Origin of the sequence: Diaphorobacter sp. HDW4A, from assembly GCF_011305995.1 — a bacterium.
Taxonomy (GTDB): domain Bacteria; phylum Pseudomonadota; class Gammaproteobacteria; order Burkholderiales; family Burkholderiaceae_C; genus Diaphorobacter_A.
In genome coordinates this window covers 1829893-1847283 of the sequence record NZ_CP049910.1, presented here as the reverse complement: position 1 = coordinate 1847283, position 17391 = coordinate 1829893, and the positions used below count along the sequence as shown (strand labels likewise).

The window sequence follows — 17391 nt, the reverse complement described above, 5'->3', positions numbered from 1 at the left end:
AGTCTCCTTATTTCATCTAGAACCAGCGAATGCCGTACACCAGCGAGTGCCATGTGACAGCTGTGATTCAGTGTATGAATCGACCTTCGAGAGCTCAATCCGAAAGATTCGAACGCTCTGTTCTAGATTTTGATAAGGGGACTTCAGGCCTTTGAACAGTGCCTTGTCTATTCGTCTTTTGTGCGCGGCAGCGGCGTGCGCGTGGCGGCCACCACCGGGTCTTCGAGCAGGAAGTTCATACAGGCGGTGATGAAATTCGGAAACCGCGCATCCTTGCGTACCACCAGATTCAACTCGCGCAGCGCCCAAGGCTCATCCAGCTCAATCACCGCGAGCTGCGCAGACTGCTGTCGGTTCGCCAGCACGCCGCTGGGCACCATCGCCACCCCCACTCCGGCGGCCACCAGCGACAACACCGCTTCAAAGCCATGCGCATGCAGGCGCGTGCGCACATTCTTGCCATACTTGGCCGCCGTGTCGCGCAGGAACAGGTAGTTGCTACTCGTGCGGTTCATGCTGACGAAGTCAAAATCCAGCGCCGCGCCCAGCCGAATGCTGTGCTGTGCAGCCAGCACATGGTCACGCGGGGTGACGATCACCAGTCGGTCGACCGCATAGGGGTGCACCGTCAGCCCCTCCACGTCCGTGCCACCCGCGAAGATGCCGATGTCGGCCTCGCGCGCCAGCACCGCCGACGGAATGGTCTCGCTCTGGCGCTCGTCCACGTCTGCATCGATGCCGGGATACGCCACGAGAAAGCGCCCCAGCGTCTGCGTCACGAAGCCGTTGAGCGAACTGCTGTTGGCCACTAGCCGCACATGGCCCTTGATGCCCGAGATGAAACGGCTCACGTCGCCCTGCATGCGCTCGATACCCTCAAACAGCTCGCGCACATGCGTCAGCACGGCATCCCCGGCAGGCGTCAGCTCCATGCCACGCGAGGTGCGCTCGAACAGCGGCGTTCCCATGGCTTGCTCCAAATTCTTGAGGCGATAGCTTGCCGCTGACGGAGTGATGAAGACGGCAGACGCTCCAGCAGTCAGGCTACCGGCCTGAGCAATTTCCAGAAAGAGTCGGAGATCGGTAAGTTCGTAACGCATGTCGTGATCGTATGGGTTGCGCTCGCTACATGTCCATTTCACGCGCGATCCCCTGTTCAAGGCTGCACTATTGACTCGCCGTGAATCGATGAACTGATGACCTACCCGAGTGCATCGAAAACGTAAACCGGACTGTCCTAATGTCGCAGGCTCGCTTCTCCTACAGACATCTTCTTCAATGCATAGCCCAATAACGTTGAGGCGCAGCTGAAATCGCAACGGCCTGAATGAGGCCCGATCTGCAAGCAGAGGATGCCTCGGACTCTTCCAACCACAGGGGATTCAACATGAACAGCTCGAATGACAAACTCAACCGTGATCCCATCACTGGCGAGCCAGGTGCTCATCCGGTGGGAACGGGCATTGGCGCTGCAGGAGGCGCCGTCACTGGCGCCGCGGCGGGTGCCATCGGAGGTCCGCTGGGCGCGGCGGCGGGTGCCATCATCGGCGCAGTGGTCGGGGGCTTGGCCGGCAAAGGTGCGGCCGAGGTCATCAACCCTACGGACGAAGATGCACATTGGCGCGAAGTCCACGTGCAAGAGCCCTACTACTCAGCCGAGCATGGCTACGACGACTACGCTCCCGCTTATCGCGCTGGCTGGGAAGCCCGCGTGGCAGGTACCGATTTCGACGCGGCACGCGCCGAGTGGGCACGCAAATGGGATGCCGCGCATGCCAAAGGCGGACTCAAGTGGGAGAAAGCCCAACCAGCATTCAAGGCCGCGTGGGATCGAGCCAATCGCAAATATGTTCAGGAGACAGGGTACTGACGACGGTAGGCCACAGGGCGCCCGAGATGGAAATCGCGCACAAAGATCTCGAGCGAAGCCAACGCGAGACCGATACACGCAGCACAGATGCCCGTCCGTTGCAGCCACCTACCGCGAGCCGTAAAGGCCAATACGCCATTACCCCTCCTTACTGCAGAGGCTCTTTGGGTGGATCTACCACCGGTGGCAGATGCGCTGGCGGATCGATTGGCTCTGGTTTCGGCGGCTCCGCTGGCGGCGGCGGAGCTATTGGTGGGACTGGTGGTGTCGAAGGTACTGGCATGCTGGATAACTCCTTTTGTCCTGTTGTCACGTGTGGTCGCAGGTCAAGCCGCACCTACGGACCGGTTGGTGGCTGCAGCGGACTCGGGTGGCAGCTCGATGGGCGGTGCCTCCCCCGGCGGCTCCATAGGCTGCGATGCCGGGTGCTCCGGGATCGCTGGATCGATAGGACGATTCGGGTCAACTGGCGGTATATCGGAGCCCGGGTCCTGCGGCTGGCGTCGAGAGACGTGCATTAAATACATAAGAGACTCCTTTGGCGGTTTTCAATGCCATTCACGGCATAAATAATCTAAAGAATTTCATTCAAATATCGCGACTGCACTTCCTTCATTCTGCGATATGCACGATTCGTTCAACGTAGGGATATGTGCCATTTTTTCTCGATCGTTTTTGAAAGCCGTTGGACTACAGACGTAGTCCCACACCCCTCTGAATTCATGAATCAGACCTACAGAATAAAACAACAACAAAAATTAATATCTCTATTCATATTTTCCGAATGAAATTCGCAAGGTATTCGGCATTATTTCTTCAACCCATCAAAGGAGTACATCGTCATGAATGAGGACACTATCAAGGGAAATTGGAAGCAATTCAAAGGAAAGATCAAAGAGCAATGGGGCAAACTCACCGACGATGATCTGGACGTTATCAACGGACAGCGCGAGCAACTCGTTGGAAGAATCCAGGAGCGCGATGGCATCGCTCAAGACGAGGCTGAGCGACAAGTGAAAAAATGGGAATCCGACAACAAATACAACTGGTGATTGGCACTTCAAAAACTGAACCCAACAGTTGAATGAAAGACTCGCACTGCGGGTCTTTCTTTATCAATATTCCAAAAGCCAGTCCACAAGAACAAGAACACAAGTCGGTACTCCTCATTCGAATGAATCAAGACGAAAGCAGAACAATATTATGTAAACCACATAGGACAACACCTACACAACATATTCAACATGGACTGCAAGATCATTATTCAGTGAGGCATATCATGAATATCTCATCACAAGGAGATGCCTACATGAAGACCTACTTGAAAATCACCAGCACGCTAACCATTTCGATGTTTGCAGTTTCTGGTTTTGCTTTGACAAATGATGAAGTGAAGTCCGAAAAAAAGAATATAGAAACTCAATACAAATCAGCTCTTGCCCAGTGCAAATCGATGAGCGGCAATGCCAAGGACATCTGTGAAAAAGAGGCCAAGGGCAATGAAAAAATTGCCAAAGCCGAGTTGGATGTGCGCGTGAAGCCAAACGATTCCACGCACTACAAGGCACGCCTTGCACGCGCTGAGGCTGCTTATGAAGTCGCCAAGGAGCGTTGCGATGATCTGAGCGGCAATGCCAAAGATGTCTGCAAGAAGGACGCCAACGCAGCCCACGTGAAGGCCAAGGAAGAAGCCAAGGTGAAGCGTGTGGAGGAAGCGCCGACCAACAAGTCTCCGGCAGCGAAGGCCGCCGAGGTGTCCGAAGCCCGCAAGGATGCCGTGCAAGACACCCGCGAGGCGCAGTACAAGGCAGCAAAGGAACGCTGTGATGCCATGTCGGGCCCAGACAAGGATACCTGCATCAACGATGCCAAGATCCGGTTTGGCCAGTAAGGGCCAGTCCAGAGATACCGTGGAAGGTCAGCAGCACTGCAATTTCGGAATGGCGTGCTGCAAGGTATGGCGGCGCGCCTTCCTTCCATGGGTTTTCCGATCCAACGCATGCACTATCGAAAATCACAAGTCTTCAATGACCAGGGTGAAGTAGCGACTCGCGACCGAATAGTGCGACTGTTTCAATACCTTCAGCAGCCGCTCTCCTGCATCGTCGTCGGGGGTGGCAATCAAGAGGCCACTCTGCCCTTCCCGAGCCAGCTTGACGAACTCGCGGGCTTCGTTGCCATCGCTTCCGATTGAAGGCAATGAATCTTTGTCGGCATCCACCGTGGGTGCAATCTGCGCGATCACATCTGCCGCCGGAACGCTGTAGATGTCGTCGTCGGTAAAACCATTGGCCAGCAAGAGCTGCGCACTGTCCTTGGCGAGATCTTCGCTTGGGTACATCACCATGGTGTGACCCTTGGGGTAGAACGCACCACCAATCAGTGCGCGCATGCTGGAATCAACGGTGAGTGATTTCATGACAAGCTCCTCAACTGTTGGAAAGACCAAACGATGAAGATCACTCTAATCCGCACAAGAGCACCCGAACGTAGGATGGGGGCGGCAATGTCCGGATGCATCGTCCAGCAGTGGCAATTCAACGGGGTAGGACAGATACGTTATCCAACAGTCATTGCTCTACAGGCCCCACATGCGGACGACTACCCTCGCGTCTTCCCTTGACGGGTAAGCTGGTCTTGGAAGCGACAACTCTTCCCACTCATGTTCAGCGGTCGCCATGGCAATTCAAACACGCCAACAGCCATCTCGCTGATTCCATCCATGCCCGTGATCACCCACGGCGATGGCGGGCAATATCTGTAAGGAGCACAACATGAACACACCCAACACCATCCACAGCATCATTTCCTCCGAGAAGGTTCGCGGCACGAACGTGTACAACCCCGCAGCAGAAAAACTCGGCTCCATCGATGAGCTGATGATCGACAAGATCTCCGGCCGCGTGCGCTATGCCGTCATGGAATTCGGTGGATTTCTGGGCATCGGCACGGACCGCTATCCTCTGCCCTGGGACACACTGAACTACGACACTGAAATGGGCGGTTACGTGGTGGCACTTGCCAAAGAGCAGCTGGAGAATGCGCCACGGTATGAGAGCAGCGATGTTCCGGAATACACCGACGAGTATGGCCGCCGCGTTTACGACTACTACGGCGTTCCGTATCTTTGATTTGGGCGCTTGTTTCCAACGGTTCGCAATCAAATTTGATGACATCCACCTACAACCTTTGAGCACCACGGGAAGTAAGGTGATCATCCCAACCCCACAGAAAACCATCGAGGAAAGGCAAAGGCCATGAAATTTTCAAACCGCAACGCTCCCGGCGCACTTGGCGGAATAGAACAGTTGTTGAGTGACCTGGGGAGCCTGTTGTCCAGCAAGGAGCTGGACTCCGTCCCACAGATTCGCGACGTACGCCAACGCTTGAACGATGGAGTGACACATGTGCGCGACACCGTGGCAAGCGCTGCAGAGGAGACCGCCAATCGCACCCGCGAGGCCGCACGCATGGGCAATGAATATGCACACGATGAGCCGTGGCGGGTGGCAGGAGTGGCACTTGCTGTCGGCGCTGTCATTGGGTTCTGTCTCGCAAAGCGATAAGCTGTTGCTTGCCACCCCACTGCGACATTCCGGTAACAAGCCGGAGTGCCGCATTTTTCATTTCACTCCGCGGGTCGGTGACAGGCCCAATTTGGCGATCAAGCGCGCGTCATCCAATGCCTCTGGGTTACCTGTAACCAGCAGCTTATCGCCGTAGAAGATGGAATTAGCACCAGCCATGAAGCACAGAGCCTGCACCGCCTCACCGAGTTGCTGACGCCCTGCCGATAGGCGAACTCGGGCCTTGGGCATGGTGATACGAGCCACGGCGATCACACGCACGAAGTCCAGCGGATCAACCGGCTCGCTGTCGGCCAGCGGCGTGCCGGGAACACGCACCAGACTGTTGATCGGCACCGATTCAGGATACGGCTGCAGATTGGCCAGTTGCGCGATCAGACCCGCGCGGTGCACCACCTCCTCGCCCATGCCGATGATGCCTCCGCAGCAGACGCTGATGCCCGCATCGCGCACAGCCTGCAGTGTGTTCAGCCGGTCCTGGTACTGGCGCGTGCTGACCACGTCCGTGTAGTACTCGGGCGCGGTGTCGAGGTTGTGGTTGTAGTAGTCCAGCCCCGCCCCCTTGAGCGCATCCGCATGGTGCGGCTCGAGCATGCCGAGAGTAGCGCAAGTCTGCATGCCCAGCCCCTTGACCGCGGTGATCAGCTCGCTGACCTTGTCGATGTCGCGGTCCTTGGGAGCGCGCCACGCAGCGCCCATGCAGAAGCGAGTGGCACCCGCGTCTTTGGCGGCCTGTGCGGCGGCGGTCACCTCTTCCACGCTCATGAGCTTCTGCGCCTTCACGCCCGTGTCGAACTCAGCGGACTGTGGGCAGTAACCGCAGTTCTCGGGGCAACCACCCGTCTTTACCGAGAGCAGCGTTGCGAGTTCGATGTCGCCTTCGGGCCAATGCTCGCGATGAACGGATTGCGCATGCCAGAGCAGGTCCATGAAGGGCATGTCGAGCAACTGCTGGATGACGTCAACGCTCCATTCATGCACTTCGGCGTTCAACGCCGGCGCCGAGCGCGACTTGTTGAAGAACTGCATTGGTTGTTCGTGCACGGGGGCTTCAATTTGTGGGATGGGTGTGCTGCTCATTCGGCAATCTCCAGAGAACCTGATGGGCCGCGATTGTGAAAGCGCATTCGAGGCGTGGGAAGACCTTCGTCCGCAAATTGTGGGATTGAAAATTGCGCTGTCTACGCCCGCCAAATCCAGTGCGATTTAACAGACGTTGCCGCCAAATTAACCAATGTTGTGCGACGTTCCAACCGCAGCATTCAAACGTCGCGCAATGGGAGGGCTTCGCTCGCAAACTCCGTCGAACTGGCGTTGAAGCGTGTCTGAAGATAAGCGAAAAAAAGCCCCGACAAGCGGGGCATCAGCGGTTTGCAAGAGGCCTTTTCAGGTCTTTGGCACTGGATAAAGAATCATCTGCGTGCAACGAAACATCACCAGTGTCTTGCCGGTTTCGCGGTGTTTGACCACGGCATCCCAGACTTGCGTGGTGCGACCGGCGTGAACGACCGTCGCCACGCATTCGACCGTGCCATCACGGGCAGTCGAGAGATGGTTGGATTTGAGTTCAATGGTGGTGAAGCCATTGGCCCCATCAGGCAGCATCGAGCGGCAACCGTAGCCGCAGGACGTGTCGGCCAGAGTGACCAGACTGCCCGCGTGCAAATAGCCATTGGGGGCCATGAGCTCTGCACGCACCTTCATTTCGGTGTGAATCTCACCGCGTTCGGCCTGCGTGGCACGTATACCAAGCAGGCCGGGAAGCGAGCCTTCGCTCGACGCGTTGATCTTTTCTACAAGGGTGAACATGGGTGCTGCCTCGGTTGGTTCAGCCCAGCGCGGCGATCACGTCGGTTGGTGCCTGCACCAGCTCGATCAGCACGCCCTCGCCCGCAATTGGGAACTCGTCGTTGCTCTTGGGGTGCAGAAAGGTGATGTCGTAGCCCGCCGCACCGGGGCGGATGCCGCCGGGGGCAAAGCGCACACCCTTGGCGGTGAGCCATTCCACAGCCTTGGGCAGATCGTCAATCCACAGGCCGATGTGGTTGAGCGGAGTGGTGTGCACAGCGGGCTTCTTGTCGATGTCCATGGGCTGCATGATGTCCACCTCCACCTTCATCGCACCTTTGCCCATGGCAAGGATGTCTTCGTCCACGTTCTCGCGCTCGCTCTGGAAGGTGCCGGTCTGCTCCAGACCCAGCATGTCCACCCACAGCTTCTTCATGCGCGCCTTGTCCGTGCCGCCGATGGCTACTTGCTGAATTCCCAGAACGCGGAAAGGACGTTGTTCGCTCGCCATTGAAAAGTACTCCTTGGATTGAATGATCGAATGTCTCTTGAAACCGGGCGCTGAACAGCATTTGTGCAACGCAACCAACGTCCTATTTTCCGCGCTTTTCAGAACTCGCGGAGCAGCCAGCTGCTTGCTACCGCAAAATACTCGCGCAGCCAGGCGTTGAAGCGGATCGACAGCGGCGTCGGCGCTGCCACGGTGTGCGCGTTGCGGATGCCAACCTTGTTGGCGATCCACTGCGCGCGCGGGGTATGGAAATCGCTGGTGACGATGGCGATTGACGCATCGGCAGGCAATTTTTGAGCGGCCAGCAGCGCCATGCTCAGTGAGAGATTCAATGCGGTACTGGTGCTTTGTTCTTCCATGACGAAACGATCCACCGCAATACCGTGACGCTGCTGCAAATAGCGCGCCATGATGCGCCCCTCGCTGTCGGTCTCGCCGAAATCCACGCCGCCGCTGGTCGCGATCAATGCGCCGGGCTCCTTCATGGCAACTTCTGCCGCCGTATCCAGCCGCAACGCGAGTGTCTGCGAAGGCTGACCATCGCGCGTGGCGCTGCCGAGCACGATGATCGCATCGACCGGCCGGGGCTCACCGTCGCCATGCATCTGCTGCGCGATGCGCAGCCAGAACACCAGCAGGCTGACCACCCATATGGCGAACAGCCACCAGCCCAGTCGCCAGAGTCGGCGCAGCCGGGGCCGAGCGGCCAACGTGCGGGAAATCGGCTCGCGCCAAATCAGCATGGTGAGAAGCACAACGCCAATTGCCGCCGGAACGAGAATGCCAACGTTGAACATCCCGTACATCATCAACACCAGCGCGTCACCGAGGAGTAGCACCCCGACCACGCCACACAGCACGCGCAGCCAAAGGGGTCGGAGGATGGTCGGAATCGTGATGGATGAGGGATTCAATGACACGGTGCGCGGGACGAAATGGGCAAGTCTGCCATTGTCGGTCATCCGTGCGATCGGGGTTCAGCGCGTGTTTGCGCTTTCGTCGCGAGGATTTGCAACGCAGCAGACTGCCCGAGGCCGCGCCTGCAAGACCGCGTGGAGATCGTCCACACGCTCTCAGAGCAGGATGCGCACACCAGCCACCAACAGGCAGATAGAGAAGATGCGTTTGAGACTGGCCACCGGCAATCGATGCGCCAGCGTTGCTCCAACGCGAGTGAACGCGATGGACAACAGTGACACGGCGGCCCACGCCGGAAGATAGACATAACCGACGCTGTATGCGGGCAGGCCTGGCGCGTTCCAGCCTGAAATCACATAGCCAACCATCCCGGCGACAGCCAGAAAAAAGCCACATGCGGAGGCGGTGCCGACAGCGGTCTTCATGTTCACATTGCACCAGGTCAGATACGGCACGACCATGCTGCCGCCGCCCACGCCGACGATGGCGGATACCCAGCCAATCGCCGCCGACACCAGAGACAACCCAAGACTCTGCGGTAGATCGCGCCCCGGCTTGGGTTTGAGTGAAAAAGCCATCTGGATGGCCAGCAGAATCAGAAAGGCGCCAAAGCCCAGCTTGAGCGCATGGCTCGGAAACAGGCCCGCCATCAACCCGCCGACGACAGCGCCGATCACGATGCCCGGCGCCATCCGCCGCGCGAGATCAAGATTGATGGAGCCCAGCCGATGATGCGACCAGGCGGACGACAGCGAGGTGACCGCAATCGTCGCCAGACTCGTGCCGAGCGCGAGATGCACCAGATGCTGCTCGGGGAAATGGTTCAGATGAAAGAGATACAGCAGGCCGGGCACGACGACTTGGCCACCGCCTACCCCCAGCATGCCCGCCAGTAGCCCGGCCCCAATGCCCAGCACCACATACACCAACAGTGTTTCCATCACCCGCCCTCTTTCTGATTGTGGGGTTCAGCCCGGGTTGGCGAAGAAGCAGGCTCAGCTCTTGATAAACGCCGCCACGCCGCTGCGAAACGCGGCACTGCCGTAGACCGATTCGACCAGATCATCATCATGCAGGTCATTGTCCACCACGATGCGGCGCAGGCTCTCCTTCACGGCGGCCTGCGTGGTGCCGGAAAGCGCCATGAGCTTGTCTGCCAGTTGTTGCGACTCGTCGATCAGCGATTCTGCGCTCGCGATGCATTGCACAAAGCCGCAGTTCAGCATCTCGTCCGCGCTCAAGTAATCGGCCAACAGCAGCATACGTTTGACACGCGGAATACCAAGCGCAGCAGCCAGCCGCGCCATGTTGGCCGACGACAGCGTATTGGAGAGCGTCTTCGCAATGGGCGCGCCGAAGCGCGACTTGGGCGTGCAGATGCGGAAGTCGCAAGCCGTCGCCAGCGCCAGCCCTCCCCCCACGGCCCAGCCGTCGATCACGGCGATGGTGGGCACGCTGATGCGCTCGATCGCGTCGATCACCCGCTCGACAAAGGCTTCGTACTCGATGCCCTGTTTGCCATTGGCGAAGTCCTTGAAGTGCGAGATGTCGGTTCCCGAAATGAACGACTTGCCGCCCTCACCCTGCAGCAGCACGCAGCGCACGCGCGCGTCGGCCTGCGCTGCAGCGATGCATTCGAGCAGCGCCTCATACATCGCGGCCGTCATGGCGTTGTGCCGCTCGGGGCGGCTCACGCGGATCCAGGCCGCGCCGGAGTCGTCCACCGTCATAGTGAGCGTTTCGGCCGTCATGCGCTCACCCCTTCGCGCGCGGCCAGCTCGGCGAGGATTTCCTCGTTGTGCTCGCCGAGCAGCGGCGGATGGCGGCGCACCTGCTGCGGCGTGCCCAGCATCTTCACCGGAAAGCCGATGTTCTTGACCTTGCCCTCGATGGGATGGTCGATCTCCATGCACATCTTGCGGTGTGTGCCGTGCTCACCCTCAAAGGCTTCTGGGTAGCTCAAAATCGGCCCGGCGGGGATGCCTGCCGCCAGCATCGCATCAACCCACTCGGCGCTGTCGCGCTTGGCGAATTCCTGCTCCAGCGTCTCGATCAACACCTCGCGGTTCTTCAGGCGCAGCGGCACGGTGGCGAACTGCTCGTGCTGCAGCAGGTCCGGGCGCTCGATCAGCTCACAGAGCTTGGCCCAGAGTTTCTGGTTGGTCGCGCCCATCACGAAATAGTCGTCGCGCGCCCTCACCGCCTGATACGGCGCGCTCATTTTGTTACTGGTGCCCAAAGGTGCGGGAGGCACGCCGGTGCCCCAGTATTCCGACATGTCCCAGACGGAAAACGCCATCACCGAATCGAATAGTGACGCATCGATGTGTTGTCCCAGCCCCGTGCGCTGCGCGCCGATGTAGGCCGACAGCAGACCATAGGTCGCGAACAGCGCGCAGCCAATGTCGGCCACCGGCACGCCCGCCTTCACCGGCTTTTCGCCCTTGTAGCCGGTCACGCTCATCACGCCCGACATGGCCTGCGCCATCAGGTCAAAGCCCGGGCGCTTGGCCCACGGCCCGCTCTGACCGAAGCCGGAAATACTCACGTAGACGACCTTTGGGTTGATCGCCTGAATCGTCTCGTAGTCGATTTTCAGGCGCTGCACCACGCCGGGACGGTAGTTCTCAACGATGACGTCGGCAGTCTTGGCCAACTCGTAGAACGTCTCGCGGCCTTCTTCGCTCTTCAAGTCGAGCGTGAGCGAACGCTTGTTGCGGTTCATATTGAGAAAGCCCATGCTGTCCGGGCCCTTCATCTTGAAGCCCATCGCGCCCCGCGTCTGGTCGCCCTCGGGTGGCTCGACCTTGATCACGTCCGCGCCCAGATCGGCCAGCAGCATGCAGGCGAATGGCCCGGCCATGACCTGGCTGACATCGAGCACACGGATGCCGGCCAGTGGCAGCGCTGCGGCGTTGGTGGCATGGGCTTGTTTGGCAGATGCGTTCATGGATGGCCTCAGCTTTCTTCGGTGATGTTGGCGGCGCGAACCACATCGCCCCACTTCTTGTATTCAGACTGCATGAAGGCCGCGAACTTCTCGACCGAGCCGCCGCCCCCCTCCACGCCATAGCCGTCGAATCGCGCGATGACATCGGGCATGGCAAGCACCTTGTTGATGTCAGCGTTGATCTGCTGAGCCAATTCCTTGGACATGTCGCGCGGGCCGACCACGCCGTACCAGCTCGACGCATCGAAGCCCTTGAAGCCTTGCTCGTCCATGGTCGGCACGGACGGAAAACCCTTGGCGCGATTCATACGGGTCTGCACGATGCCCTGCATCTTTCCGCTCTTGACCTGCTGCGCAGCGGCCGTCATGGTGTCGAAGCTGAAGTCGATCTGACCGCCCAGCAGATCGGTCTGCATAGGACCCGAGCCCTTGTAGGGCACGTGGATGGTCTTCACCCCCGCCACCATATTGAACATCTCGGCCGCAAGATGCTGCACCGAGCCCGTGCCCGACGAGCCAAAGCTGATCTTGCCGGGGCTCTTCTTGCACGCGACCACCACGTCCTGAATCGATGCGTACTTGTCCTTGCTGCCGGTGACGAGGATGTGCGGCGTCGCGCCGATCAGCGCAATCGGCGCGTAGTCCTTGAGCGGGTCGTAGGTTATGCTCTTGAAGATCTGCGGAGAAATGGCGTGCGTGTTCACGTGCGCCATGAGCAGATTCACGCCGTCGTGGAACTTGGTTTTCGCGAAGAAATCCGCGCACAGCGCGCCGGTCGCGCCTGGCTTGTTTTCCACAACCACCGGCCGACCCCAGACCTCGGACAGCTTCTGCCCGACGATGCGCGCAAACACGTCGGTGCCGCCACCGGGCGCCCAGCCCACATAGATCTTGACCGTGCCCTTGGGCAGATCGGCCACCGAGGCCCAGCCGCTCATTGGTGCAGTCAGTGCCGCAGCGCCTGCCGCGATGAAATGGCGTCGTTGCATGATGTTCTTGTCTCCTGTGCGAACTTATCGTTGATGGGACGAATGTCGTCCCATAGCGATTTGCCTGCAAGGATCCAAACAACATGTCTGATTTCGCAAATGACGAAATCAGTATCGAGCGGCCTCAGAGCGCCAAGTTCTGCCCCAGCAACTCCTCTACCACATTGCGCTGAGTCTGCTGCTGCGCCTGTCCTTCGATGAACGACAGCATGTAGCTGCGCTCATGCCAGTCGCCCTCGAGCGGCAGGCTCATGATGTCGGCTTCGGGGTGCAGACTGCGCAGGATGTCCGGCGGCATGAGGCCCACGCCTATGCCTTCGCGCACCAGAGCGAGCATCGAGTCGAAACCGTTCACCGTGAAATCGTTGCGGAACACGCGGCCACGGCTTTGGTGGGCGCGGTGCAGCGAAGCCAGAATCGCCGAGCCGCGCCCCAGCGTGATGATCGGCAGTTCGATGAGCTGCTCGACTGAGAGCGCGCCCTCGGGTAGCTCGAAATGCTTTCGGCTGTAGACCACGTTCAGGTGATCCTGTCGGTAGTCGAAACGCGGAAGATCGACGAAGCCCGCGGTTTTTTCATAGATGCCGATGTCGATGACTTTGTCACGCAGCAGCTTCTGGACGATGCGGCTGTTCTCCTCGACGATTTGCAGCACGATGCCCGGATACTTGCGCTGAATGGCGGCGAGGTCGCGCGCCAGAAACGGAATGATTACCGACTTGGGCGCACCGATGATCACCCGCCCCTCGCGCCCGTGGCTCACGGTGAGCGCATCACCCACGAGGCGCTGCGTGAGGTTGTCGATCTGGCGGATATGCGAGAGCAATTTGGCACCCGCTTCCGTCACCTTCACACCATGCGGCTGGCGCTTGAACAACTTGACGCCAAGCTGCGCCTCCAGATCGCTCACCCGCTTGGAGGCCGCCGCCACCGCGAGCCCGAGCCGGTCTGCTGCGCGCGAAATGCTGCCCTCTTCGGCGATGGCGATGACGAGGCTCACAGTTGTGGTGTCGAACTTCATTTTTTGCGAAACACTGAATTCTGGAAACAGAACAATGGCGTGCTAAAACCGCTCACGCCCCAGTGGGGATTGTGACCGCTGAAAGCATCGGCCCCCATCTGCCTCAAAACCATATGCCGACGCAGGCCGTGAAATGGCATAGGCTCCAGACCTTCCATCGCTGTCATTCGCACGCCTTCGCATGAAAAGCCCGAACAACCTCGCCTCGTCCACCTCCACCGCTCCATCCACAACCGCACGGCTGGACCTGCTGGCCATCGCCTTGGTCATCATCGCAGGCGTCATCTCCGCGCTGCATGTGGGCAAGGCACCTATTGCAGTGCCGCAAATGCGCGAGGAGTTCGGCCGCAGCCTCGCGGGACTGAGCTGGGTGATGTCAGTCTTTCCCATCGTCGGCCTCATCGGCGGGCTGATGGCAGGCATCCTCGTGCAACGTCAGGGCGACCGACGCATGCTCGTCATCGGTCTCACGATCCTCGGCGCGGCCAGTCTGGCGGCAGTCATGGAGCCTTCCTTCCCATGGCTGATCGCCACGCGCATCGTCGAAGGGCTGGGTTTTGTGCTCATCGTCGTGGCCGCGCCATCAGTGCTGAACCGACTCACCCCGCCCGCGCGCCGCAGCATCGTCTTCGGCATCTGGAGCTGCTTCATGGGCGCAGGCATTTCGCTGTCGATGCTGTTAGGCCCGATGCTTGGCGGCTGGCATGCGCTGTGGATCGTCGATGGCGCTTTGGCACTGATCATCGCCGCAGCCGTTGCACTGAAAGTCAGCGTGGCCGCCGCAAGCCATACGCCCACGGCCCCCAGCAGCCGAGACATCCGAAGCGTCGCCCTGTCGCCCGCCCCCGTGCTGCTGGCGCTGGCATTCGGTGCCTACAACCTGCAGTTTTTCGCCTTCATGAGCTTTCTGCCAAGCTTCCTCATGGAGCGCGCCGGGCTCACACTCGCGCAGGCCGGAATCGCGGCGGCAGTCACCGTCGCCGCCAACATGATCGGCAACCTGCTCGCAGGCTGGTGCCTGCAGCGCGGCGTGCGACCCAGCATGCTGTTGACGCTCACCTTCGTGATCAACGGCGTGCTCGGCTTGATCATTTATCTCGCCCCATTTGGCGCTTGGCTGCTGATCGCACTTTGTGTGCTGTTCTCCGCCATCGCGGGCATCATCCCCGGCACCTGCATCGCCACCGCGCCACGCACCGCGCCCGAAGCACGACTGGCACCACTGAGCCTCGGTGTACTCATGCAGGGCAACTACCTCGGCCAAGTCGTGGGGCCTGTGATGCTGGGGGTGTTGATGGGAGCGTGGGGATGGACTGCGGCTGGATTGCAGATTGGAGTGACGGCGGTGCTGGGAGTGGTGCTGGCGATGGGGTTTCAGAAAGCGTGGCGAAATTAGCAGGACCTGTAGCAGAATTCCCGCAAAGAGAAGCACCAATTCCAAGACGAAGATCGTGCCGACATCTGCGTTGAAACAACGCTCCGGTGGCGGCAAGCAAGCATCCCTGTGCGGACAGGAGTCCGGATTTTATGGATTGGGGACAGGCGTCTGGATTTCGCAAGCCTTCATTGGAACATCGCCCACAACATACGGCGAAACCGCCGCTCCATCAAAAATGCCGGACGACCTCACAGCCTCCGGCATTTTCATTCAACGCACCAGTTCAATGACCGGCGCGTCGATCATCGATCCATGTTCACTCGAACTCAACGATCACCTGATCCACGGCCAGCGATTCGCCCTTGCCTGCGACGACCTTGCTGACCACGCCGTCTTGCACGGCAAAGAGGATGTTTTCCATCTTCATGGCTTCGATCACGGCCAGCTTTTCGCCGGCCTGGACCTTCTGGCCGGGCTGTACCGCCACATCGACCAAGAGGCCGGGCATGGGCGAGAGCAGGAACTTCGACAGGTCTGGCGGAGCCTTGTAAGGCATCAGCTTGTACAGCTCGGCGCCTTGGGGTGAGAGCACCAGCGAATCGATCTGCGTGCCGTTGTGGATCACGCGCAGAACCAGCGGGTTCTTTGGCGTGCCGCGTTCGACTTGCGCGGTGAACGGCTTGCCGTTGCACTCGCCCTGAATGCGGATGTCGCCGAGGCCAGCCGAGCTGCTGATCTGGTAGGCCTTGCCGTTCACCGTTACGGTGCTGGAGCTGGAGGTCTTCGAGAGGTCGTAGTCTGTCACTTCAATCGGGAACTGCTTGTTGTTGCCTTCCGCGCCGAGCACGACCACGGTGAACTTCGCGCCCACTTGCAGTTCATGGCCCGTCAACTGACCGCTGATGCCCGATGCACGTGCGCGGTAGCGGCGGTTCATGTAGCCCGCCAGCGCCACGAGGAAATCGGGGTCTGCGTGCGGCACGTCTTCAGCATGGAAACCGTGCGCGTAATTCTCGGCGATGAAGCCAGTGTTGAAATCGCCCGTCACGAACTTCGGGTGAGCCAGCAGCGCTGCCTGGAACGGAATATTCGAGCTGATGCCGCGAATCACGAAGCCGTTGAGCGCCTCGCGCATCTTGGCGATGGCGTCGTTGCGGTCTTTGCCGTGCACGATGAGCTTGGCGATCATCGAGTCGTAGTACATCGGGATCTCGCCGCCTTCGTACACGCCGGTGTCCACACGCACGCCATCCTTGAAGCCCACTTCCGACTGGAACATGTTCTGCTCGGGTGGCGAGAAACGCACCAAGCGGCCGGTCGAAGGCAGGAAGTTGCGGAACGGGTCTTCCGCGTTGATGCGGCACTCAATCGCCCAACCTTCGCGCTTTACGTCGGCTTGCGTAAACGCGAGCTTTTCGCCAGCGGCTACGCGGATCATCTGCTCGACGAGGTCGAGGCCGGTGATGCATTCCGTCACCGGATGCTCCACCTGCAGACGGGTGTTCATTTCCAGGAAGTAGAAATCCTGATCCTTGCCGACCACGAATTCCACCGTGCCTGCGGATTGGTACTTCACCGCCTTGGCCAGTTGTACCGCCTGCTCGCCCATCGCTTTGCGCGTAGCGTCGCTGATGAATGGCGATGGTGCTTCTTCAATCACCTTCTGATGACGGCGCTGAATGGAGCACTCGCGCTCGTTCAGATACAGCACATTGCCGTGCGAATCGCCCAGCACCTGAATCTCGATGTGGCGTGGCTCTTGAACAAACTTCTCGATGAAAATGCGATCATCACCAAAGCTGTTGCGCGCTTCGTTCTGGCAGGACGCGAAACCTTCGTGCGCTTCCTTGTCGTTGAACGCCACACGCAGGCCCTTGCCGCCGCCGCCCGCCGAAGCCTTGATCATGACGGGATAGCCAATGTTCTTGGCGATTTCCACGGCCTGATCCGGGCCTGCGATGGCGTCGTTATAGCCGGGAATGGTGTTGACCTTGGCTTCGTTCGCCAGCTTCTTGGAAGCGATCTTGTCGCCCATCGCCGCGATGGAATGCGACTTGGGGCCAATGAAGGCGATGCCCTCTTCTTCGCAACGCTTGGCAAAGCCTTCGTTTTCCGACAGGAAGCCGTAGCCCGGGTGCACGGCCTGTGCGCCGGTTTGCTTGCAGGCTTCAATGATTTTCTCGCCAAGCAGATACGACTCGCGGCTAGGCGCGGGGCCGAGGCGAACGGCTTCGTCAGCCAGCTTGACGTGACGTGCGTCCTTGTCAGCGTCGGAATAAACCGCCACGGTCTTGATGCCCATCTTGCGGGCGGTGGCGATCACGCGGCAGGCGATTTCGCCGCGGTTTGCAATAAGAATCTTGGTAAACATGAATAAAT

Annotated in this window: 19 protein-coding genes; 6 read left to right on the top strand and 13 right to left on the bottom strand. The window is 59.5% G+C overall.

Annotated elements, in window-relative coordinates:
- Positions 1-167: 167 nt before the first annotated feature.
- Positions 168-1100 carry a LysR substrate-binding domain-containing protein gene (locus G7047_RS08300; RefSeq protein WP_166303428.1) on the bottom strand — a complete coding sequence of 311 codons (933 nt, stop codon included), beginning with the start codon at positions 1098-1100 and terminating at the stop codon, positions 168-170.
- Positions 1101-1387: 287 nt separating this feature from the next.
- On the opposite strand from G7047_RS08300, the gene G7047_RS08295 reads away from it, so the two are divergent.
- On the top strand, positions 1388-1870 hold the full coding sequence (locus tag G7047_RS08295) for a hypothetical protein (protein ID WP_166303425.1): 483 nt from the start codon (positions 1388-1390) through the stop codon (positions 1868-1870).
- A gap of 326 nt (positions 1871-2196) precedes the next feature.
- On the opposite strand, the gene G7047_RS08290 is transcribed toward G7047_RS08295, so the two are convergent.
- The gene (locus G7047_RS08290) at positions 2197-2388 is read right to left on the bottom strand and encodes a hypothetical protein (protein ID WP_166303422.1); all 192 of its coding nucleotides are present in this window, start codon (positions 2386-2388) and stop codon (positions 2197-2199) included.
- 324 nt (positions 2389-2712) lie between these two features.
- Between G7047_RS08290 and G7047_RS08285 the strand changes: the two genes are divergently transcribed.
- On the top strand, positions 2713-2922 hold the full coding sequence (locus tag G7047_RS08285) for a CsbD family protein (RefSeq protein WP_166303419.1): 210 nt from the start codon (positions 2713-2715) through the stop codon (positions 2920-2922).
- A 257-nt stretch (positions 2923-3179) separates the two neighbouring features.
- Entirely contained in the window at positions 3180-3761 is a 582-nt protein-coding gene (locus G7047_RS08280) for a hypothetical protein (RefSeq protein ID WP_166303416.1), read from the top strand.
- A 123-nt stretch (positions 3762-3884) separates the two neighbouring features.
- On the opposite strand, the gene G7047_RS08275 is transcribed toward G7047_RS08280, so the two are convergent.
- On the bottom strand, positions 3885-4289 hold the full coding sequence (locus G7047_RS08275; protein ID WP_166303412.1) for a hypothetical protein: 405 nt from the start codon (positions 4287-4289) through the stop codon (positions 3885-3887).
- 355 nt (positions 4290-4644) lie between these two features.
- Between G7047_RS08275 and G7047_RS08270 the strand changes: the two genes are divergently transcribed.
- Both G7047_RS08270 and G7047_RS08265 read left to right on the top strand, forming a co-directional pair.
- Positions 4645-5001, top strand: a complete 357-nt coding sequence (locus G7047_RS08270) for a PRC-barrel domain-containing protein (protein ID WP_166303408.1) — start codon at positions 4645-4647, stop codon at positions 4999-5001.
- Between the two features lie 126 nt (positions 5002-5127).
- Positions 5128-5436, top strand: a complete 309-nt coding sequence (locus G7047_RS08265) for a YqjD family protein (protein WP_166303405.1) — start codon at positions 5128-5130, stop codon at positions 5434-5436.
- A gap of 57 nt (positions 5437-5493) precedes the next feature.
- Here G7047_RS08265 and bioB read toward each other — a convergent pair whose 3' ends face one another.
- The 9 genes from bioB to G7047_RS08220 all read right to left on the bottom strand — a co-directional run bounded on the left by bioB (position 5494) and on the right by G7047_RS08220 (position 13634).
- The gene (bioB, locus tag G7047_RS08260; RefSeq protein WP_240939536.1) at positions 5494-6486 is read right to left on the bottom strand and encodes a biotin synthase BioB; all 993 of its coding nucleotides are present in this window, start codon (positions 6484-6486) and stop codon (positions 5494-5496) included.
- A gap of 357 nt (positions 6487-6843) precedes the next feature.
- On the bottom strand, positions 6844-7266 hold the full coding sequence (locus G7047_RS08255) for a PaaI family thioesterase (RefSeq protein WP_166303398.1): 423 nt from the start codon (positions 7264-7266) through the stop codon (positions 6844-6846).
- A 19-nt stretch (positions 7267-7285) separates the two neighbouring features.
- Positions 7286-7756, bottom strand: coding sequence for a VOC family protein (locus tag G7047_RS08250; protein WP_166303395.1), 471 nt, complete (start codon positions 7754-7756; stop codon positions 7286-7288).
- A 98-nt stretch (positions 7757-7854) separates the two neighbouring features.
- Entirely contained in the window at positions 7855-8718 is an 864-nt protein-coding gene (locus G7047_RS08245) for a YdcF family protein (protein WP_166303392.1), read from the bottom strand.
- A 111-nt stretch (positions 8719-8829) separates the two neighbouring features.
- Complete coding sequence (locus G7047_RS08240) at positions 8830-9615, bottom strand: sulfite exporter TauE/SafE family protein (RefSeq protein ID WP_166303389.1); 786 nt, start codon at positions 9613-9615, stop codon at positions 8830-8832.
- A 54-nt stretch (positions 9616-9669) separates the two neighbouring features.
- Positions 9670-10425, bottom strand: coding sequence for an enoyl-CoA hydratase (locus G7047_RS08235; protein WP_166303386.1), 756 nt, complete (start codon positions 10423-10425; stop codon positions 9670-9672).
- A complete protein-coding gene (locus tag G7047_RS08230; protein WP_166303383.1) occupies positions 10422-11624 on the bottom strand; it encodes a CaiB/BaiF CoA-transferase family protein in 1203 nt (400 codons plus the stop codon). The genes G7047_RS08235 and G7047_RS08230 overlap by 4 nt, the downstream gene beginning before the upstream one ends.
- Before the next feature lie 8 nt (positions 11625-11632).
- Complete coding sequence (locus G7047_RS08225; protein WP_166303380.1) at positions 11633-12613, bottom strand: tripartite tricarboxylate transporter substrate binding protein; 981 nt, start codon at positions 12611-12613, stop codon at positions 11633-11635.
- 124 nt (positions 12614-12737) lie between these two features.
- Positions 12738-13634: a LysR family transcriptional regulator gene (locus G7047_RS08220; protein ID WP_166303377.1), complete on the bottom strand. Its 897-nt coding sequence runs from the start codon at positions 13632-13634 to the stop codon at positions 12738-12740.
- A 181-nt stretch (positions 13635-13815) separates the two neighbouring features.
- Between G7047_RS08220 and G7047_RS08215 the strand changes: the two genes are divergently transcribed.
- The gene (locus G7047_RS08215) at positions 13816-15030 is read left to right on the top strand and encodes a CynX/NimT family MFS transporter (RefSeq protein WP_166303374.1); all 1215 of its coding nucleotides are present in this window, start codon (positions 13816-13818) and stop codon (positions 15028-15030) included.
- A 298-nt stretch (positions 15031-15328) separates the two neighbouring features.
- On the opposite strand, the gene G7047_RS08210 is transcribed toward G7047_RS08215, so the two are convergent.
- Entirely contained in the window at positions 15329-17383 is a 2055-nt protein-coding gene (locus G7047_RS08210) for an acetyl/propionyl/methylcrotonyl-CoA carboxylase subunit alpha (RefSeq protein ID WP_166303371.1), read from the bottom strand.
- Positions 17384-17391: the final 8 nt, after the last annotated feature.